Origin of the sequence: Nonomuraea purpurea (genome assembly GCF_042650645.1) — a bacterium.
Taxonomy (GTDB): domain Bacteria; phylum Actinomycetota; class Actinomycetes; order Streptosporangiales; family Streptosporangiaceae; genus Nonomuraea; species Nonomuraea purpurea.
In genome coordinates this window covers 1-19,201 of record NZ_JBHSBI010000033.1, presented here as the reverse complement: position 1 = coordinate 19,201, position 19,201 = coordinate 1, and the positions used below count along the sequence as shown (strand labels likewise).

At 67.6% G+C, this 19,201-nt stretch carries 21 protein-coding genes and 1 pseudogene; 15 read left to right on the top strand and 7 right to left on the bottom strand.

All coding sequences use genetic code 11. From position 1 onward, the window contains the following. The first annotated feature begins 149 nt into the window (after nt 1–149). The 5 genes from ACFOY2_RS43720 (at nt 150) to ACFOY2_RS43700 (ending at nt 4,878) form a co-directional block, all read left to right on the top strand. Nucleotides 150–1,481, top strand: a complete 1,332-nt coding sequence (locus tag ACFOY2_RS43720; RefSeq protein ID WP_379534170.1) for an argininosuccinate synthase domain-containing protein — start codon at nt 150–152, stop codon at nt 1,479–1,481. Between the two features lie 34 nt (nt 1,482–1,515). Then, nucleotides 1,516–2,499: an aldo/keto reductase gene (locus ACFOY2_RS43715; RefSeq protein ID WP_379534046.1), complete on the top strand. Its 984-nt coding sequence runs from the start codon at nt 1,516–1,518 to the stop codon at nt 2,497–2,499. Next, the gene (locus tag ACFOY2_RS43710; RefSeq protein WP_379534045.1) at nt 2,496–3,227 is read left to right on the top strand and encodes a sulfotransferase-like domain-containing protein; all 732 of its coding nucleotides are present in this window, start codon (nt 2,496–2,498) and stop codon (nt 3,225–3,227) included. Before ACFOY2_RS43715 ends, ACFOY2_RS43710 begins: the two co-directional genes overlap by 4 nt. Before the next feature lie 15 nt (nt 3,228–3,242). After that, entirely contained in the window at nt 3,243–3,458 is a 216-nt protein-coding gene (locus ACFOY2_RS43705; RefSeq protein WP_379534044.1) for a hypothetical protein, read from the top strand. 124 nt (nt 3,459–3,582) lie between these two features. After that, the gene (locus ACFOY2_RS43700; protein ID WP_379534043.1) at nt 3,583–4,878 is read left to right on the top strand and encodes a tetratricopeptide repeat protein; all 1,296 of its coding nucleotides are present in this window, start codon (nt 3,583–3,585) and stop codon (nt 4,876–4,878) included. Between the two features lie 162 nt (nt 4,879–5,040). Here ACFOY2_RS43700 and ACFOY2_RS54760 read toward each other — a convergent pair. From ACFOY2_RS54760 to ACFOY2_RS43685, 3 genes and pseudogenes are all read right to left on the bottom strand, one after another. Beyond that, nucleotides 5,041–5,235: pseudogene (locus tag ACFOY2_RS54760) on the bottom strand (pyridoxamine 5'-phosphate oxidase family protein); the annotation flags it as partial. Between the two features lie 112 nt (nt 5,236–5,347). Continuing rightward, nucleotides 5,348–5,833, bottom strand: coding sequence for a luciferase domain-containing protein (locus tag ACFOY2_RS43690; RefSeq protein WP_379534042.1), 486 nt, complete (start codon nt 5,831–5,833; stop codon nt 5,348–5,350). 10 nt (nt 5,834–5,843) lie between these two features. Continuing rightward, nucleotides 5,844–6,041: a hypothetical protein gene (locus tag ACFOY2_RS43685; RefSeq protein ID WP_379534041.1), complete on the bottom strand. Its 198-nt coding sequence runs from the start codon at nt 6,039–6,041 to the stop codon at nt 5,844–5,846. An 89-nt stretch (nt 6,042–6,130) separates the two neighbouring features. Between ACFOY2_RS43685 and ACFOY2_RS43680 the strand changes: the two genes are divergently transcribed. The 6 genes from ACFOY2_RS43680 (at nt 6,131) to ACFOY2_RS43655 (ending at nt 11,402) form a co-directional block, all read left to right on the top strand. After that, nucleotides 6,131–7,399: a helix-turn-helix transcriptional regulator gene (locus tag ACFOY2_RS43680; protein WP_379534040.1), complete on the top strand. Its 1,269-nt coding sequence runs from the start codon at nt 6,131–6,133 to the stop codon at nt 7,397–7,399. Nucleotides 7,400–7,777: 378 nt separating this feature from the next. Next, nucleotides 7,778–8,842: a protein kinase family protein gene (locus ACFOY2_RS43675; RefSeq protein WP_379534039.1), complete on the top strand. Its 1,065-nt coding sequence runs from the start codon at nt 7,778–7,780 to the stop codon at nt 8,840–8,842. 72 nt (nt 8,843–8,914) lie between these two features. Beyond that, on the top strand, nt 8,915–9,355 hold the full coding sequence (locus tag ACFOY2_RS43670; protein ID WP_379534038.1) for a YybH family protein: 441 nt from the start codon (nt 8,915–8,917) through the stop codon (nt 9,353–9,355). Nucleotides 9,356–9,696: 341 nt separating this feature from the next. Further along, nucleotides 9,697–10,620, top strand: a complete 924-nt coding sequence (gene sigJ / locus ACFOY2_RS43665) for an RNA polymerase sigma factor SigJ (protein ID WP_379534037.1) — start codon at nt 9,697–9,699, stop codon at nt 10,618–10,620. 54 nt (nt 10,621–10,674) lie between these two features. After that, entirely contained in the window at nt 10,675–10,800 is a 126-nt protein-coding gene (locus ACFOY2_RS43660) for a hypothetical protein (RefSeq protein WP_379534036.1), read from the top strand. Between the two features lie 254 nt (nt 10,801–11,054). Then, the gene (locus tag ACFOY2_RS43655; protein ID WP_379534035.1) at nt 11,055–11,402 is read left to right on the top strand and encodes a DoxX family protein; all 348 of its coding nucleotides are present in this window, start codon (nt 11,055–11,057) and stop codon (nt 11,400–11,402) included. 860 nt (nt 11,403–12,262) lie between these two features. Here ACFOY2_RS43655 and ACFOY2_RS43650 read toward each other — a convergent pair. Both ACFOY2_RS43650 and ACFOY2_RS43645 read right to left on the bottom strand, forming a co-directional pair. After that, complete coding sequence (locus ACFOY2_RS43650; RefSeq protein WP_379534169.1) at nt 12,263–13,456, bottom strand: protein kinase domain-containing protein; 1,194 nt, start codon at nt 13,454–13,456, stop codon at nt 12,263–12,265. Nucleotides 13,457–13,521: 65 nt separating this feature from the next. Continuing rightward, entirely contained in the window at nt 13,522–14,238 is a 717-nt protein-coding gene (locus ACFOY2_RS43645) for a tyrosine-type recombinase/integrase (protein WP_379534034.1), read from the bottom strand. Nucleotides 14,239–14,722: 484 nt separating this feature from the next. Here ACFOY2_RS43645 and ACFOY2_RS43640 point away from each other — a divergent pair, with 484 nt between their 5' ends. Continuing rightward, nucleotides 14,723–15,301, top strand: a complete 579-nt coding sequence (locus ACFOY2_RS43640) for an RNA polymerase sigma factor (protein ID WP_379534033.1) — start codon at nt 14,723–14,725, stop codon at nt 15,299–15,301. Then, the gene (locus ACFOY2_RS43635; RefSeq protein WP_379534032.1) at nt 15,298–16,254 is read left to right on the top strand and encodes a CU044_5270 family protein; all 957 of its coding nucleotides are present in this window, start codon (nt 15,298–15,300) and stop codon (nt 16,252–16,254) included. Before ACFOY2_RS43640 ends, ACFOY2_RS43635 begins: the two co-directional genes overlap by 4 nt. A 208-nt stretch (nt 16,255–16,462) precedes the next feature. On the opposite strand, the gene ACFOY2_RS43630 is transcribed toward ACFOY2_RS43635, so the two are convergent. Continuing rightward, nucleotides 16,463–17,077 carry a Tn3 family transposase gene (locus ACFOY2_RS43630; protein ID WP_379534031.1) on the bottom strand — a complete coding sequence of 205 codons (615 nt, stop codon included), beginning with the start codon at nt 17,075–17,077 and terminating at the stop codon, nt 16,463–16,465. Next, nucleotides 16,968–17,906, bottom strand: a complete 939-nt coding sequence (locus ACFOY2_RS43625) for a Tn3 family transposase (RefSeq protein ID WP_379534030.1) — start codon at nt 17,904–17,906, stop codon at nt 16,968–16,970. The genes ACFOY2_RS43630 and ACFOY2_RS43625 overlap by 110 nt, the downstream gene beginning before the upstream one ends. Nucleotides 17,907–18,018: 112 nt before the next feature. Between ACFOY2_RS43625 and ACFOY2_RS43620 the strand changes: the two genes are divergently transcribed. Continuing rightward, complete coding sequence (locus ACFOY2_RS43620; protein WP_379534029.1) at nt 18,019–18,240, top strand: hypothetical protein; 222 nt, start codon at nt 18,019–18,021, stop codon at nt 18,238–18,240. A gap of 434 nt (nt 18,241–18,674) precedes the next feature. Then, nucleotides 18,675–18,812: a hypothetical protein gene (locus tag ACFOY2_RS43615; RefSeq protein ID WP_379534028.1), complete on the top strand. Its 138-nt coding sequence runs from the start codon at nt 18,675–18,677 to the stop codon at nt 18,810–18,812. Nucleotides 18,813–19,201: the final 389 nt, after the last annotated feature.

The following is a 19,201-nucleotide window of genomic DNA, read 5'->3' as shown; positions in this document are numbered from 1 at the left end:
CTGCGAAAATGAAGGATTGATCCGCGCTGAATTCGGCTGCGGCCCGGCGGCGGGCGTGCGGAATGCGGCGCGAAAGCTGCGGCGCCGGCTTGGCGAAGGCCTGAGTGGCATACCCGGCCTTACCCGGCTCGGCTCCGGCCAATCCACGCATGCTTTTTGGACAATCCCTGAGGACATATCCGGCGGACCGCAGTGGCATGACACGGGCGGACGACTGCGAATTCGAGATCATCGGTGCGCGGGGCGTGAATGCTCGCCTTCCGTGGGTAGGGTCGGTGGCGGTCGGCGTATTGAGCGCCGGCATCGCCCCGTCCACCAGCGTAAAGGGGAAGGTTGTGCCGCAAGCCAATGGCAACGCACCCGTCGGATTATTCCAATCGGGAGGACTTTCCGCCCTGGCCGTCGGAGTCTGGCTTCATGAACGGTCCGCTCCGACGCGGCACTATATCGCCGACATCGGCCAATCAGATCGCGCGGAGATGGACGCGCTCGCCTCTTCGCTGCGAAGATCGGGAAACGATGTCGTCGTCATAGATCTACGACCGTCGATGGCCGCCGTGGCGTCGGACCTGCTGCGCTACCGGGCCCGCCACGACGGCGGCTACTGGAACACGACCGGTGCGGCGCGCTTCGTGCTCGTCAGCGAGGTCGCGCCGCTGATGCGGGCCGACGGATGCCGCACGTTCGCTCACGGCTGTGTCGGCGGGGGCAACGACCAGCGCCGCTTCGCGCGTTACGGCGCCCACGTCACACCGGAGCTGTCCGTCATCGAGCCGTGGACGGATCCGCGGGCGCTTGAGCGCTTCCCCGATCGCGGGGCCATGCTCGCGGCCGTCGCCGAGCACGGGCTGCATCTCGACCTGGGCAGCGGCGCCGGGCGGTCCACCGATGCCAACCTCGCCGGCATCTCGCACGAGTCGGCCGAGCTGGAAGACCTCGAAACGCCCGTCACCCGGCTCCAGCCGCGGTGGAGCGGCTGGCCCGGGCAGACCTCGGCCGAGCCCGAGACCGTCACGGTCACCTTCCACGAGGGGCGGGTCGCCGACGTCAACGGCAGCGGCCCCGACCCGGTCGAGTGGATGACGCTGGCCAACGACATCGGCGCACGGCACGGCATCTGGCTTCGCGACGTGGTCGAGCGACGCATCATCGGCACGGTCTGCCGGGGCATCTACGAGGCGCCCGGCCTGGAACTGCTCGAACGCGCGTGGACCCGCATCCTGCAGGCCGGCCTCGATGCGGCAGGCCGCGAACTCTACGATCGGCTGGCCGCCGTACTGGGCGCCGCGATGTACGAGGCGCGGTGGCTCGAACCCGCCGCGCAGGCCGCGCGAGACGGCATCGACCGGCTCGTCGGCGAGGCCGGCGGCAGGGTGACCCTGTCCGTCCACCGGGGCATCGTCCAGGTCGAGCGGATGAAGGTCGCCAGCCCCGTGGCGCAGCAGACTCGGTTCGGCTCGGGCGGTAACCGCTGGAGCTAGGAAATCGCCGTTTCAGGCGTGAAAGGAGAAAACGATGCGTGAGCGTCGATTCGGCCGGCTGGGCTGGATGGTCAGCGACGTCGGCTACGGGATGTGGGGCATAGCCGGCGGCGAGGGCGGATGGACCGGCGCCGACGACGAGACCGGCGACACCGCGCTGGACGAAGCCGTGCGGCTCGGGTGCGACTACTTCGACACCGCGTGGATCTACGGTCGCGGACACAGCGAAAGGATGCTCGGGCAGTCGGTCAAGCGGCACCCGGATCGCCGCCTCCACATCGCGACCAAACCCCCGCCGAAGGATCGCAACTGGCCATCGACCCGCGACTCCAAACTGTCCGAGGTGTACCCGCCGGATCATCTCTGGGAGTACCTGCACCGCAGCCTCGAAGGGCTGGGCACGCCGTCCGTCGACCTGTTCCAGTTCCATGTCTGGGAGGACGCCTGGGCGCACGACGCGGCTTGGCAGGACACCGTCATCGAGATGAAGGAACGCGGGCTGATCAAAGGCGTCGGCATCAGCGTCAACCGATGGGAGCCTTGGAACGTCCTGCAAACCCTGAGCACCGGACTGATCGACGCGGTGCAGGTCATCTACAACATCTTCGACCAGGCCCCCGAGGACGAGTTGTTCCCGGCATGCCGCGAGTCGGATGTCGCGGTGATCGCGCGGGTGCCCTTCGACGAAGGCACCCTCACCGGCACCCTCACCCGCGACACCCGCTGGCCTGAAGGCGACTGGCGCAACACCTACTTCGTACCGGAGAACCTCCTCCCGAGCGTGGAGCGCGCCGAGCGGCTGGCGCGGATCGTGCCCGAGGGCATGACCATGCCCGAACTCGCACTGCGCTTCATCCTCCAGAACCCCGACGTCGCGACCGTCATCCCCGGCATGCGCAAGCTCACCCACGTCCGCGCCAACCTCGCCACCAGCGACGCCGAGCCGCTGAGCGAAGAGCTGATGGCGCGGCTGCGCGAACACCGCTGGGACCGCCGGCCCACTGCGTGGTCGCAATGAGTGCCGCGCCGAAGCCCATTGTGCTGTGGGCCGTGCCCCGGTCGCGCTCCACCGCGTTCCTGCGCATCATGCTCGAGCGCGGCGACCTCGAGGTGGTCCACGAGCCGTTCTCCTACCTGCAGGCCGACGGCCATTTCGAACTCGGGGGCAGGCGCGTCACGTCGGCGGTCGAGCTGCTCGACGTGATGCTCGACGTCAACGCCAACGAGCGCCGGGTGTTCGCCAAGGACACCTCCGACTACACCTACACGCCGCTGCTTGAGGACGAGCGCCTGTTCTGCGACGTCATCAACACGTTCATGATCCGGGAACCGCACGACGCCATCTCCTCGCACTACGCCATGAACCCCGAGGCCACCCTGGACGAGTACGGATTCGAATACCTGCACGCCATCTTCGACGCCGTGCGGTCGGTCACCGGCGAAGTCCCCCTGGTGATCGACGGCGACGATCTCGTGGCCGATCCGGAGGCGACGATCCGGGCATACTGCGAGCGGGTCGGGCTGGAGTTCATGCCCGAGGCGATGCGCTGGGATCCCGGTCAGTGGGCGAACTGGCAGCGTACGGACCGGTGGCACGCGGAGGTGGCCGAGAGCAGCGGGCTGGTGGCCCAGACGCCCAAGCAGCGCGAGACGCCCGACACCAACGAGCACCTGCGCCGCATCGCCGAGCACCACCAGCCGTTCCACGATGCGCTCGCGCGCCACCGCCTCTCTCCCCGCCGATGATGTGCAGGTCGTCCCTTGAGTCAGGAGCTTTTCGGCCCTGACCTCAAGGGCCGGCAGGAGAGCGGCCATCACGAACGCGTCGGTGCCGGCCTGCTGGGACAGGCTGAACTCCACGCCCTGATCGTCTGTGCAGTGGGCGTAGGCCCCGGAAGGGATGCTGACCGGATCTTCTGCCGTGCCACCGAGTTCACGTACCCGAGCGACGGCGAAGAAGATGCGCGGGTGTCGTGACGAATCGTCGTGCGGCGATCCGCCCATCGGTTCGGGCCCCTGGATCACGGGGCCGCCAAGCCCTGTCGGGGCGGGGTGTTAGTGTCGCCGCGTGTCCCACTCGCACGAGTACCTGGCGCAGGCGTTGGCCGAGGCTGAGGAGGCGGTAGGCGAATACCGGCGACTCGTCGTGGGCGATCCCGACCTGCATCTGCCCGGTCTGGGGATCGCGCTGGACCACTACGCACTCGTCCTCGGCCTGTCAGGGAGAAGGGCTGAGGCCGTTCCGATCGCTGAAGAGGCCATCGACGTCTTGCGCGATCTGAGCGGCCGCCGCCCGGACATGCACGCCATGAGCCTCGCCTCATCACTGATGAACCTCGGCAACCAACTGGCCGAGCTTCGCCACCACGACCAGGCCCTCGTCTCGATTCGTGCGGCCGTGCAACTGTGCCGCCGTCACGGCTCCAGCCTGGAGCTGGCCTCATCCCTGGAGCACCTCGGCATCAAGCTGGGCGAAATGGGTCTTTCCGGCGAGGCGCTCGACGCGCATACCGAAGCGATGGAGCTGCGCCGTCCGCTCATCGAAGCGGGCTCGACGGAAGATGCCATCGACCACTGGGGCGGGCTCCTCGCGCTCATCCACCAGTTGCACCAGATGGGCCGCGACGACGAGGCCCAGCCGTACCAGGACATGGCCACCCGCTACCACCGCCACGTCCGCGAAACTCAGCCCGGCTTCATCGGCTTCATGGATGACCTGCTGGCGCAGCGTGGCTACACCGTGACCACGACCGGCTTCCGTCGCAACGGCGGATCGAGGGCGGATCGCGTGCACGAGTTCAACGAGGAAGGCCTGCGCCTGATGGGGGAGGGGCGCCTCGATGCCGCCGTTGCGCAGTTCCAGCAGGTGATCGACCTCCTGGAGGAAGAGTCCACCGACGCCATGCTGGCCTCTCCGCTCCATAACCTCGCCGTGGTGCTGTCCAAACTCGGCAGGTACGGCGAAGCCGTCGAACCCCTCGAACGCGCTGTGAACCTCCATCGCATCGCGGCGAGAACCGACGACCGCCGCCGGCCCCAACTCGCCTCCTCCCTGAACAACCTCGGCTGGGCGCTGCTGGCAGTCAAGAGATTCACGGACGCTTTGACTCCACTGAACGAGGCGATCGATCTCCACCGCCGAGGCGTCGATTCGCCCGCCGGGCTCGCCCGCAGTCTCTACAACCGCGGCGTTGCCCTGGGGCACCTGCGCCGCCACAGTGAGTCCCTGACCTCGACGGAGGAAGCCATAGCTCTGCTCCGTCCGCTGTACGTCCGCGAGCCCGACGCCCATCGCGACGGCTTCTACGACGCGTTGATGTGGCTCGCCAGGCAGCTCAGACACCTCGGCCGCCCCCGCGAAGCCCGCGCCGCCGCAGGCGAGGCCAAACGCCTTTAGAGGGGCGCCCTGCTGCGCCTCGGCTGTCACGTCCCGCCCCTGACGCGGGAGGTCCTCCGCCAAGTCGAGCCCTACCTGTCGCGCACGCAGGAATGCCTTCGCACAGTGCATGTACAGCTCTTCGACCTCGACGAGGACCGCCAGCCGCGGCCGCTTACCCTGGACCGTGAGGTCGTCGAAGAACGGCGCGTCCGACACGAGCGTCGCGCGCCCGTTCACCCGCAGGGTCTCGTTCATCCCCGGCACGAGGAACAGCAACCCCACGCGGGGGTTGTCCAGCACGTTGCGGAAACTGTCGAGCCGGGCGTTGCCGGGCCGGTCGGCCAGCGCCAGCCGATGGTCGTCGAGGACGAGCACCGACCCGGCGGGGTCCCCTCGGGGCGAAACGTCGCAGGTCCCGTCCGAGTTCGAGCTGGCGGAGATCAACGCGGCGTTGACCGAGGCAGCACCCGACGACTCCAGGTCTACGTCAGCTGACAGCTGAAGGACGCTGCAGTGTCCTGCCGGTCGCGTAGCGGTAGGAGGCAGCGACGACGCTCTTGGCGACCTCCAGTTCCTCCTCGGTGCGAGGCCCGTAGAGCATCACCACGTTGATCGTCGGTGAGTACAGGGGGTGGCGCTCGCCCCAGCCCTTGACGATGAGTTCCTGCTGGTCCTCCTGAGACAGGGCCAGGTGCAGGCTGCCGTCGGTGTGGACGTGAGCGAACTCGGCGATCAGGCGGGGCGGCAGAAGCACCGCTCCCTCGGGTGGCTTGGTGTCGCCTTCCAGGAAGAAGGCGGTCGCGCCTGGCTCGGAGATCTCGCTGGGCCTGATCTCGGTCGCGGGGAGCGCGGTGCTCATCCACCTCGTCAGCTGTTCGCGGATCTCGTCGGGGCTGAGCTGGCTGAGCTGGACGTGCGGCACGGACGGTCCTGTCTTGGGACGGTCGCCCGCGCGGGTGGGCAGGGTCATCATTGTGGTCTCCTCAGAAAGTGATCACGATCTTGCCGCGCGCGTACAAGGTCGAGATCAGCCGTCCACCCTGCCGGACGAGCGCTGCCGTCGAGGCGAGTTCGGGGCCGGCGTTGATCAGGTCGACGACTGAAGCCGGCGGGCGCTCGGGCGCATCGGACACGCGAAGCTGGTCAACAGCGCCATAACCCGGCGCGACAAGGGCTTTCATGGGAACAAGCCTGCGGGTGAGACGTGAGCTGACGCACTGCCCGCTCGGCTGGTATCCGCTGCCCGAACGAGCGGCCCTAGCATGAGGCCATGCGCCTGCCTGACCCCGCCGTCGCACTCGCCGCCGCCGCTTCCGTGCTCCGGGCCCCGGTCGGCGGCATTCTGGAGCCCCTGTCGGCAGCGCTGTCGGAGTACCTGCCGCACCGGGCGCTCGCCATGCTGACCGGTGACTGCGCCAGACACCCCATGAAGGCGTATGGCGAAGCAGCGCTGACCGAGCAGATCACCAGCACCGAGCTGGCCAGGGTGGGCGGGACGGTGGAGCTGGGCAGGCCATGGTTCGGCCAGGCCCACCTGGCGGGCGAACTCATTCCCGCGCTCGCCGTCGCATCCCAGCCACCCGGTGCCGACGGCGCCCTGCTCGTGGTGATGACCGGCGATGAACCCGCCGATGAGGTGCGCGTGCTGGTGCAGGCGCTGTGGGATCTGGTGGCGCTGCACCTGTCGCACCGGGCCGTCAATCTCCGACCGGCCGACCTCAGCGGGAACCGGGTCGCGGCCAGCGAGCGCGCCCGTGCCATCACCGAACTCACCAACGCTCACGCGGCCACGCTCCAGTCGCTGCTCAGCACGTTGCGCAGCCGTACACTCGACGACGCGGCAGCTCGGCGCACCGCAACCGATCTGGCGGTCTCCGCGCTCATCGAACTGCGCGCGGCGGCCGACCTCGACTCCACCCTGAGCGAGGAGCGGGCAGGAGTCGCCTTCAACCGGCTCGCCGGGAAGCTGGCGCCGCTCACCCGCTACAGCGAGGTGTCGCTGGAGCTCAACGGCCCGCGCGAGCCGGATCACGTCCTGCCTGGTGACATCGCCAACGCGGCCCGGGCCCTGGCCAGGAACACCGTCGTCACCATGCTCGACTACGCAGGGCTGAGCAGGATCCGCGTGACCTGGGAGGTATCCGGGGCCGAGCTCCACGTGGCGATCCGCGACGACGGGCCGGGGGTGCTGACCGTCGACGCCCTGCCGGTGCGCCGCCTCACCGAGTTGGCAGCGGCCGTAGGCGGCCGCCTCTCGCTCGACGCGGTTCCAGGCTGGGGCACCACGGTGACCGCGGCGCTGCCGCTCACGCCACCTGTCACGGAGGTTCCTGACGATGCCCTGGCCGTGCTCAAACCGCGCGAGTTGGAAGTGCTCGAACGGCTGGCGCGCGGCTTGCGTAACCGGCAGATCGCCGAGGACCTGCTGATCAGCCAGCACACGGTGAAGTTCCACGTCGCCAACATCCTCGACAAGCTGGGAGTCGCCACCCGTACCGAGGCCGCGGCTCTCGCCCACATCCATGGCCTGAGTGTCTGACCGAGGGCAACGATGATCACACGCGTCTCGGCTGTGTAAAGGCACGGGCCGCGTGACCGCCAGCGCCGTCTCGCGGCTTCCGCTGCGCGGTCCACCGGGCACCGGGCTCCCATGTTGTCGTCGATCTTCACTAGGGTGCTGTCAGGAGTGCGTCCAGGTCTGTCGTCTCACACGGATATTGGACGCCCTCTGCCCGCTCCGGAGGCCACACCGCAGAGCCTCGCGCCGTTGCGCTCGGCGCGACTGCGTGGCGATTGCAGAATCGAGGTCGGTACCCAGGTGGAAGCCGAAGCGAAGTGTCCTGACATGTCGCGCGATGCGCGTCTTACCGCCCATAGTGCCGTCTCCACATCCCTGGCCTTGTGCAGTGACCGCGCCTTGAGCGAACTCGTGGACACGGCCGTGCCGCTGGGATCCGGCATCGGCGGGAAGTCGGCACTGCTGGAGGTTGCCGGAACCCCGGTCTTTGTCAAGCGGGTGCCTCTCACCGATCTGGAGAGGCAGTCTGAGCATGTCCGATCCACGGCGAATCTGTTCGACCTGCCTGTCTTCTGTCACTACGGCGTCGGCGCCATCGGCGGGCCGGGCTTCGGAGTCTGGAGGGAGCTCGCCGTGCACACCATGACGACAAATTGGGTGCTCGCGGCGCAATATGAGGGCTTTCCACTGACGTACCACTGGCGGGTGCTGCCGGACTCGACGCCTCTGCCCGAAGAACTGGCCGACATCGACCGGGCGGTCGCCTACTGGGGCGGCGGATCGCAGGTACGCCGCCGGATCCAGGCTCTTCAGCAGTCCTCGGCGAGCGTCGCGCTGTTCCTGGAGTACATTCCGCAGAACCTGCACCAGTGGCTGGGTGCCCAGGTCGAGGCAGGCGACCAAGCCGCCAACCGAGCCTGCGCCATGGTGGAGAGGGAACTGGCAGCCGGCATCTCGTTCATGAACAGCCGTGGGCTCCTGCACTTCGACGCGCACTTTGAGAACATCCTGACCGACGGCCGGCGCCTCTACTTCGCCGACTACGGCCTCGCGATTTCGTCCGGGTTCGAGCTGTCGCAGGACGAGGCCGACTTCTTCGGCCGACACCAGACCTACGACCGCTGTTATTCCGCCAAGTATCGGGTGGACTGGCTGGTCACCGCTCTGTACGGACTGCGGAGAGAAGACGGGGAAGGCCGCTACAAGCGGGTGCGCGCCTACGCGGAGGGCGAGCGCCCCACAGGAATCCCGGAGGAGGCCGCAGCGATCATCGCCCGGCACGCGCCGATCGCCGCCGTGATGTCCGACTTCTACCGCACGTTCCAGCGCCGGAGCAGACAGGCCACCTACCCGCTGGAGAAGATTCGCCAGCTTGCGGGATCTAGGCCTTCGATACTTACCCACATCGGAACGCCGGATTACATTCCGCGTCCTCGTTTCGGTCCGGGGTTTCATCGGGCCTGACATCCCGGGGTGCTGTGTCGTCGGTCTGGTGAAAAGCCGAGATTCCACACCGATGGGAAGTGATGGGTAGCGATGCCTGCGCACCGCGAGGTAGAGGAAGCCAAGATCAAGCAGCAGGTGGCGAAGATCGTCGAAGGAATCCGCGCCAAGGACCTCGACGGCCTGAGACGGCTTTACGCGACAGACGTCGTCTCCTTCGACGTCGAGCCGCCGCTGCAGCACGTGGGGATAGAGGCGAAGATGGAGAACTGGACGAGGGCGTTCACGTTCTTCCAGGACGTGAACTATGAGATTCGCGACCTGACCGTCACCGTGGGCGGTGACGTGGCATTCGGCCACGGTTTCGGTCGGCTCAGCGGCACGCTGCGGAACGGGACGGCGACGAGTGGCATGTGGGTCCGGGCCACGTACTGCTTCCGGAAGAGCGACGACCATTGGTTGATCGCGCACGACCAGGCCTCTGTGCCGTTCGACTTCGCGAGCGGCAAGGGCGTGGCCGACCTCGAGCCCTGACGAGTCGCCGACGTTCGGGGGCGTCCGTCGTTGAGACCCGGCCACGGGTCCAGAGTGCCCGGCACCGGTGTGGTGCCGGGCACTCTCCGAGGTTCAGCGACGGCCTGCGGCAACGGCTTTCGGACGTGGATGTCTGCGTGCCGGACCGGCGAACGGTGATGCCGGCATTGAGGTAGTCATGATGTCTCTGAGCTTCCTGTTCGCTGGATGATGATGTGTTCGTCTGGGCAGTCCGACGACACAAACGCGCGGAATGTCAGGCGACGCGCCGACCTCACAGGTCGGCGCGCTATCTCGTCGAACAGGTGAAGGCAGAAACGACCTAGGGAGCCATCGACACCATGACCACCCGATCCGAGTCAGGACACGGCCTGAGTGCGATCATGAGCGAGCGGCGCCAGCTGATCAATTTCGCCTACCGGCTCCTCGGCTCCCTGGCCGAGGCCGAGGATGTCGTGCAGGAGGCCTACGCCCGCTGGTATGCCATGTCCCGGCAGCAGCAGGACGTCATCGAGTCCCCCGGCGCCTGGCTGACGAGGGTCGCCGGGCGCATCTGCCTGGACGTGCTCGGCTCGGCGCGCGCGAGGCGGGAGCGGTATGTGGGGGAGTGGATCCCCGAGCCGCTGCCCGAGCGCACGGAGTGGATCAGCGCGCGACCGGGCGGTGCGACGATCGACCCGGCCGACTGGGTCACCCTGGACGAGTCGGTCAACATGGCCTTCCTGGTCGTGCTCGAATCGATGACCCCGGCCGAACGCGTCGCATTCATCCTGCACGATGTCTTCTGCCACTCCTTCGCCGAAGTGGCCGAGATCGTCGGCCGGACTCCGGCGGCATGCCGCCAGCTGGCCTCCTCGGCCCGCCGCCGCATTCGCGAATCGCAGAGCCCCGCGAGTCCGACAGCCCAGCAGGCCCGCATCGTCCGGGACTTCAAGCAGGCATGGGAGGCCAAGGACATCGACGCCCTGATCGTCCTGCTCGACCCCGACGCCACGGCGATCGCCGACGGCGGCGGCCTCGCCATCACCTTCCTGCGCCCCATCGAGGGCGGCGAGCAGATCGCGCGCGCCTGGGTCGAGATCGCCGAGCAGAGGCCCGGCAACATGACGTTCCTGGAGCGTACGGTCAACGGTCAGCCCGGTCTGGTGGCTCAGCAGGACGGCGTCACCGTGACGGTGTTCGCGTTCGAGGTCGCGGGCGATCGAATCAAGCGCATCTGGGCGGTACGCAACCCCGACAAACTCCGTCGCTGGACGACGGGCTGAGGCGTGTCTCCGGACGCCCTCGCCGCCGACCTAGTCATGCCTGAAGCACGCCGCGTGTTCACGGAACTCACCGCGCTCGGCCTGGTCGACGAGGCCATGACCGCGCTCACGCCGGCCGACGCGATCGACCTGCTCGTACGACGGCGCCTGGAGCAGACCCAGCGCCGGCTCACCGACTGAACATGGCCTGGGACGTGCTCACCGAACTGACCGAAGCACCCGCGCTGACGCGGTCTGACCAGCTCGTTGGGCCACTGCAGGTGTGTGTCCTTCACCATGTCATGCACCTGGTGCTCAACCGATGTGATGTCGTCCGTGGCGTCGGCCGGCGGAGCCGTGACCCGTATCACACCGGGGCCTGTCACGTTCCCGGCGCTCATCTCGTCCGTGTAGCGCGCAACTGGCCTATCGCTCTCACGGACAAGGGGACCATCGTGTTCGCCGCCTACCTCGTGATCACTCTCCTCGCCTCGGCCGTCGTCGGCTTGGCCGCCATCGCCAACGTCATCGGCCATGAATACCCCAAGAAGCAGGCGGACCAGCTTCGCGTGCCCCGTTCATGGACGCTCCCGCTGGGCGTGATGCTGGCGGCGGGCTCGCTGGGACTGCTGGCCGGGTTCGCCGTTCCGGTGCTGGGCCTGCTCGCCGCCGCCGGCCTCGTGTTGTACTTCCTCGGCGCGTTCTGCGTTCACCTGCGGGCCCGTGACCACCACTTCGGCGCATGGTCGGTGTTCTTCACGCTGGCGGCGGCCGCTCTGGCCGTGAACGTGGCCTACTACTGAGTTCCGGCCCGAGCCGAGATCAGGTCGTCCGCGACGCCTCAGCCCGCAACCTTCTGACCTGCGGCGGAGGCTTATCGTTCAACTCCGGCCGGATAGTCCCAAGACCCCGAGCAAAAGCGGCGGGGTCGGCGCGCGCATCACGACAGTCACCCATTGTTATTGGCCGCAACTCTCGGTGTCGTACACCGGGTCTCGCTACCGGGCGGGCGGGTTTGCGACGCGCTGGGCGTTGACCCCCCACCTTTGCCGGCCCCAGGCTGCGCCGTCGGGTTGCTCCGGAACGCACAGTCGGCCCTCGCGGCCGCGCGTGCACGCGGGTGATCGGTGCACGTCGCCATTGGAACGTGCGCTCAGGGATAACCCCATGGTGGACGTTTCAGCAGCCCAGAATGATGGCTTCGCCCGCCCACGGAGGAGGCGGCCGATCGTAGGAAGGCGCGGTCGCCGGGCGGCTCAGTCCAAGATCGACGAAAGGGCCGCAACATGACGATCAAGATTGCAGCGATGGAGGTCGGTTTAGCCGTGAGGGCTTCTCCAGCGCGTCGCTTGATCGCGGCGTCGGCGGGCGGCGCGGATCTGCGGTTTCTCCTGAACGGGTTCCCAGCCGCCAGATACGAGGTCGGGGAGGATCCGCGCCCGAAGCGAGAAGAGCAGACCACGGTCGCAGGATGGAAGCGGCCGGCAGCCGACAACACGATGAGCGGGCAGCATCCCGTGCTCTACTGCGTGTTTCCCGATTCAAAGGAGCGCAGGCCTTCGACGGCAAGGCGAAGTAGTGACCCCTGGTTTCTCCCGGTCTCCCCAGCGCGGAGATGATCAACAAGGATCATAGTCTGAACGACTTCTGCAGCCGACGTCCGCTATGGGCAGGCGGCGAGGAGGGCCTGGCGGAAGTCGGTCGCCGTTTGAAAGCCGATGGCGGGGCGCTCGCCGAGGGCATGGTCGATGACGTCGGCGAGGGGACTCGGGATGGAGGGGTCACGTCGGCGGATGGGGACCGCAGGTGATTGGAGCACGGTCTGCCAGACGTCCTTGGCAGGGGTGAAGTCGCGCGGGTAGGCGCCGGTGAGGCAGTGGTAGAGGGTGGCGGCGACAGCCCACACGTCGACCGCCGGGTCGGCGTTCTTGAATTGGACGACCTGCTGGCGGGGCATGAAGAAGGGTTTGCCCGCAGCGGCTCCGGTACGGGTGAGGCCGCTGAGGCCGTTCTGGTCGAAGGACTTGGCCAGGCCGAAGTCCGCGATCTTGGGGACGTCGGCGAGCAGGATGTTGTGCGGGCTGAGATCGCGGTGGACGACGGTGTTGGCGTGCGCGTGGGCCAGGCCGTCCAGGGCTTGGACGATCAGCGGGACGGTCTCGCCCACGGGCAGGGTTCCACCACGCTGCCTCAGCAACTGGTCCAGGCTGCCGCCGGGACAGTATTCAAGGGTGAAGAAGAACGCTCCGTCGGCGTAGCCGTAGTCGTAGAGCGCGGCGATGTTGGGATGGCGCAGCGTGGCGCTGAACGCGGCCTCCTGAAGGAAACGCAGGCGTGCCTCCGCCTGCGCCGCCACCTTCGGCAGCATGAGCTTCAAGGCGACCTGCCGCTCGGCTCTGGGGTCGTAGACCAGGTAGACCGCGCCCATGCCACCGCGGCCGAGCGTGCGCAGGAGTTCGTATCCGGCGATCGAGGCCAGGCCGCTCTCGCCGCCGGGGGCCAGATCGATGAGGGAGCGGACCTTGGCGTCCGGGTCGTCTCCGGACAGGGTGCCGACCGGCATGATCGCGGTGGCCGGCCGAGGGGCGGGCGCCGGAGCGTGCACATCGACGCGGAAGACCGTCTCTCCGAGCTGAATCTCGTCACCGTCGACAAGATCGTGTTCGGGGAACCGCAGCGTGGCCGCCTCCTCGGGCGACAGGCCCTTGTCTCGCTGCCCGATCTTGTTGCCGTTGACGTAGGTGCCGTTCAGACTGCCGAAGTCGCGGATGCGGATCTCCGGCGGATTGATGTCGAGCATGCAGTGGTGCCGCGAGACGGTGCCGTCGTCGGGCAGGCGGGGTGAGCACGGGTCCAGCCGAGATACGGGTAAAACCGGCCATGAGTCGATCTTGATGCCCTTTTCCGCAGGCAGGCATGCGGTCAGCGGTCAACTGTGATCAATTTGAGGGCGTCTTCCTTGTCCTTGTCGGAGGGCAAGCTGTATCGGCGGGTGGTCTCCAGGCGGGCGTGGCCAAGGATCTCGGCGACCAGGACCAGGTCGGTCTTGCCGCGAACCAGCGTGGTGGCGAGCGTGTGGCGCAGGACGTGCGCCGTGGTGGGATCGTCCAGCTCGGCGGTCTGGGCGATCTCGGCGATGATGCCGCCTGCAGCGCGGGCGGTCAGCCGCCCGCCCTTGGCGTTGAGGAACAGGGCCCGGTTGTCGTCGGCATGAGGCCAGTTGGGGCGTTCGTCGAGCCAGAGCTGCAGTTCGGTGCGGAGTTTGGGGTGGATGTCGACCTCGCGGAACTTGTCGCCCTTGCCGTACAGGCGCAGCCGGCCCTTGCGGGCCGACATCTGGATGTCGTCGACGTCGAGGCGGACGACCTCGCTGATGCGGGCGCCGGCGTAGTAGGGGATCAGTGCGATGCACCGGCCACGGGGGGACAGATGCGCCTCCACGGCGCGCAGCCAGCGGATGCGGGCGCGCTCCTCCAGGGCGCGCGGTGCGCTTTTGGGCAGGTCTTCGCGGGCGACGTCGGCCTTGCCCAAGCCTCGGCGAACGTGGAAATCGTCCAATGCGGTGAGGGCGGAGTTGACGTAGACGCGGCTGCGCTTGGCGGGGCCGTCGCGCAGCAGCCACATGCGGTAGTCGCGCACCGCCAGTCCCGCGCCTGCCGATCGGCGAGGGGATCGGCGGAATAGGTGGCGGCGTGATCGGCCAGCCAGGCCAGGAACATGCGCACCCGGGAGCGGTAGGTGCGCCGGGTCTCATCCGACAGCGGCGCGCGCTCCAGCGCCGCGGCGTACTCGCCGAAGACGCCGTCATAGGCGGTCGGGAGCCGGGTGGGGCGGGTGCCCGGACGGCGCCTCGTAATCTCGGAAGTGGATCCGAACCCCTGTGAGGGTTCGGAGCGCGTAATCTCGGAACTCACATCTCGGAGTGTACTTCCGAGATTGAGCTAATCTCGGAAGTCTTCAGCACGGAGCCCTCCCGCGCCTGGCCGCGCAGCGGCGAATCTTGGCGCGTGCGCTCTCTTGGCCTTCACCCGAGCCTTCCGGGCGGTAGGCAGCGTCCCGTGAACTCGTTTCCTCACTCGTGTGAAAGACGGGCGACACTACTTCCTTGAAAAGGCCCAACCACATGCCGCTCAGTACGACCCTGTCTGACGCCGCCCTGATCGAACGGTCGTGGCGAGATCCCGAGGATTTCGCCTTGTTGTTCGACAGGCACGCAGGACACATCCACCGTTATGTGGCCCGCCGGCTCGGCGACGACACGGCCGACGACGTCGTCTCCGAGACGTTCCTCGCTGCGTTCAGGCAGCGCCGCGACTACGACACCGCCCGTCCGGAGGCCCTTCCCTGGTTGTACGGCTTCGCGACCAACTTCATCCGCCAGCATCGGCGCGCCGAGATACACCGCTATAAGGCGTACTCGAAAGTGGGCGTGCTTCCCGACGCCGACGACGCCGCGGAACAAGCTCTTGAGCGGGCGAGCGCGCATGCCGTACGCCGACCTCTCGCCCAGGCGCTCGCCTCGCTCAAGGGCCGTGACCGTGACGTCCTCTTACTCGTGGCCTGGGCCGACCTCACCTACGAGGAAGTCGCCAACGCCCTGTCCATCCCGATCGGAACAGTCCGTTCCCGCCTCAACCGTGCGCGGGCCATCGTCCGCAACGCCCTTGGCAGCACAGACCCCACGACGGAGCAGACCTCATGAATGAACTGAACGACCTGACCGAACTGCGGGACCTGTTCGCCGACAAGCCGCACCCCACGGCGGACCGCCTCTCCTCCGCCCGTACCGCCCTCCTGGCCGAAGCCCGCACGAAGCACCGGCCCCGGACCCAGGCCGGCCTGCGGCGTCTGGTGCTGGCGGGCGGCCTGGTCGCGGCGATGACCGCAGGAGTGATCGCCGTCCAGACGTTCAACCCTTCCGCGCCCGCGAGCGCCGCCGAGGTCCTGAGGATGGCGGCCGACGCCGCGACCGCCACCCCGTGGCCGCAACCCCGCGACGACCAGTACCTCCGCTACGAGCGGATCGCGGAGACGCGCAGCGAAAACGGGGTTCCCAACGTCGGTCCGCGCCACATCACGGGCGAGGTCTGGGAGTCCGTCGACGGCTCCCGCCCAGGACTCCTCTGGCACAAGCCGTCGAAATCCAGGCCACAAGACCACGAGTACAAGGAACTCCTGACCCGGTGCCCCGAACGTGGCGCGGGGCGCCCCACCTACGCCGACCTCCAAAAGTGGCCGACCGACCAAGAGCAGCTCCGGCACAAGCTGGCCGAACGCGGGAACGAAATGGTCCCCAACAAGGACACAGCGACCCAGACCTGGAACGGCGTCCTCAACATCCTCGGCAGCCCGGTCCCGCCCAAGCAGCAGGCAGCCATCTTCAAGATCGCCGCGACCCTGCCAGGCATCGAGACGGAAGAGCTCAAGGATGCCACCGGCAAATCAGGCATCGCCGTGACCCGGGTGGACAACCGAGGCCGCGGGGGCGCCATCTCCCGCGAATCCCTCATCTTCGACAAGACCTCCTACCTCCTCCTGGGCGGCCAGGAACTCGTGCCGGGGCAAGGGCGTGAACTCTGGTCCGTCACCCGTCCGCAGACCACCGACGTACTCCCGGCCTGGTCCAAGTCCTTGAAGCGGAGAGGCTGCCTCTGAGTCTGCGTCCGCCGGACGACGGGCGGGCCGCGCTGGCCGCTTGACTGCGTGCCATAATCCAGCAGCCGGGCGGCCGGCGGACGCCCCCAGCACCGCCCGAGTCGAACGCCTCATGCGAGGTCAGCGACGGGTCCGCATCGTGAAAGTTCGACGTGGAACGTCCCGGTGGCTGGGGCCACGCACATCCGATCAGACCGCCTCAGGCCGGTCATGACGTGCTTGTGGCGATGTCGGTCTCCTCCCCAAGGTTGAGATGCACCTCCATGTTCTCCAGCGGCGCAGTCAGGTCGTAGATGTAGTCGCCGAAGCGGCGCACGTTGTCTTCCTGGTAGGGGGACATGATGGCCACGTCGGCCCGTTGCACCGTCTCGCCCTCGCTGCGCAGCTGGTTGAGCACCAAGGACATGTCCAGCGTGGTCTGGTACATGACCAGGTCGGCGACCAGGATGTTGAACTTGATCGCCTTCTCCTGTTCCTCCGGGTCGTTCTCGGCGATCACTCCGTTGTTGCCGAACCCGATCCACTTGGAGAAGTTGTTGTAGGACTCGACCATGTTGGTGGCCCGGGTGATGTTCTCCCGTAGCGCGGCGTCGGAGACGTACCGAAGAAGCACCATGGTGCGGATCACGCGGCCCAGCTCGCGGAAGGCGCGGTAGATCTTGTTGCGCTTGGAGTCGTGCCGCAGCCGCCGCAGCAGCGTGATCGACGACAGCTCACCTTCGCGGATGAAGATGGCCACCTTCATCAGGTCCTGCCAGTGATCCTCGATCAGCTGCCAGTTGATCGGCTCGCCGAACAGCGCGTCGATATGCCGATAGCGCACGCCCCGGCTCGGGCCGGTGGAAGGTCAGGTCCCGGAAGTTGCGGATACACGGCAGCAGCTCGAACCCGAACAAGTGCGCCAGCCCGAAGACAGGGAACGACTGGCCTTGCGTGTCGGCATGGATCTCCTTGGGGGCAGCCTCGCTCTCCTGCTCCAGCAGCCCTTCGATGATGTAGACCGCCTCCCACACCCCGCACGGCACAAATCTTGAAAACAGCGCGATGTAATTGTCGGCGATGTGGTGGTAGGCAACGCCGCCGTAGCCTCCATACCGTATGTGGAACTCGGCGATCAGGTTGTCCACGTAGATGTCGTACTTGGTGCCGTCGGCGGCCACCGCGTTTCCCTCCCCCCACAACCTGGGCAGATCCAGCCGCAGGTAGGCGTTGACCACATCGGCGATCGCCTTGTTCAAACTGGTCAGCGTGACATGCTTACGCACCGTGTAGGACAGCTCGTGCGCGCTGATGCGGCCGCCCAGGTGCCGGGCAGCCTGGGCGGCGCCCAGGTTGCAGCCGTAGGCAAAAGCGACCAGCAGGTAGCGCTCCAGCGGGTCGGCCAGCTTGGCCTCCGACCCCGACAGCGGCCCGAAATGCCGGAACCAGCGCAGGTGCCGAGTGGTCCGGGTCAGAATCTCCAGCAGAGAGCGTTCCGGCAGCCGATCCTTGACGACCGTGGCCAGCTTGAGCGCCTCGGCGCTGTGCCCGGCGGACTTGCGGGCCTTGAGCGAGGGCCGGCCCTGTTCGTCGATGAGAAGGTCGGCGTTGTCCGGATAGCCGGCGTCCACGGCCGCGGCCACGTTCTTCATACGGGTCTTCAGCTGCGCCACGAACTCCGAGGCCGTGTCGGTGGCCGCTCCGCAGTCCGCACCCGTAGAAGGCGTTGCGCTCGTGGGCGCCCCCGGCCAGCGGACCCCACTCGGCGGCGGTGAGCACGTTGTAGTGCGCGCACCGGTCATCGCGGGTGTGCCGTCGCAGGCCGATGGTCAGCCTGGCCGCCAGCCCGGCCGCGGCGAAGACCCGGTGAACGGCGTCGGTGACGTGCTCGGCGTCGTCGGCGCTCAGCCGCGCCTCGCCGAGCTGGTCGGCCAGCAGGCTCACATGGGTGGCGAAGTGCCGGCAGGCGTCGACCAGCGCGATCACCGGGTCGGCGCCTTCGGGTGACGGGGCGGCTGTCACGTCCTGGTGTGTCACGACGATGACGGTACGCCGAGACCAGCCCCGCGCGTGTCAGGATTGGCGGCAATCACTCGCCGCACACGTAAGACTGTCGGCGGCTCAGCCCGCTGCGCCGGCCGGGGATGCCGCAGCGGGTGCTCACGCCGGATCGTGCGTGTGCAGGGGGACAGCCGGTTGGTCGCCCCAGGCTTATCACCCAACCGGCTGCCCCCACACCGAGGCCGGCGCCGCGCCGGGCACCAGGCACGGAGCTTGTCGACGGGCGCCAGCCGTGGGACCCGCAGGGGGTGGTGCTACGGCAGAGCGCCAGCCTGCGTCAGCTACACGTGGGGAGGTGGGAATGCGTCAGGTTGGTGCTCGTGGGGGCCACGTATCCGGTGCGACCGAGCTGGTGGTGGCGAACGTAGTACATCCACCCTATGTTGCCCCACCGCTTGCAGGTGGCCAGGGCGGTGGTGCTGTACGGGCCGGTCGGCGTCGCCCGCAGATCGGCTGTGTTCGGGCTGGCCCAGAGCCACGAATTCGGGGCGACGGCGATGGTGTGGCTGCCGACATGAGCCGGGCCGATGGTGTCGGCTTGTGCGGCCGAGGCGACGGCTGTGATCAGGAGCGCTGATGCGCACAGAACCGCCGCTGCAGAGGCCTTCTTTGCCAGTGTCATGGATCCTTCTTCCAAGAAACGATCACGGACTTCCGATCCCTTCACCAGACCGACGATCTGGTTTGCACCAGATCGACAAGACAAAACCTCAGAAAGTGAGCTTTTGCCGCGTCTCGGCCGCGTGGCTGGAATTGATGGCGTACTCCCCAGGTCCCTGGTGTGACACAGTCATCAGCCCTCAGCCCCCGCCCTCTCTGTCAGACTCTCGTGAGACCTGGGGACGAAGTAGTCTTCTGTGACTCAATCAGGGCGAGAACAGGATCTTTCAGACAGTGACCTTGACCG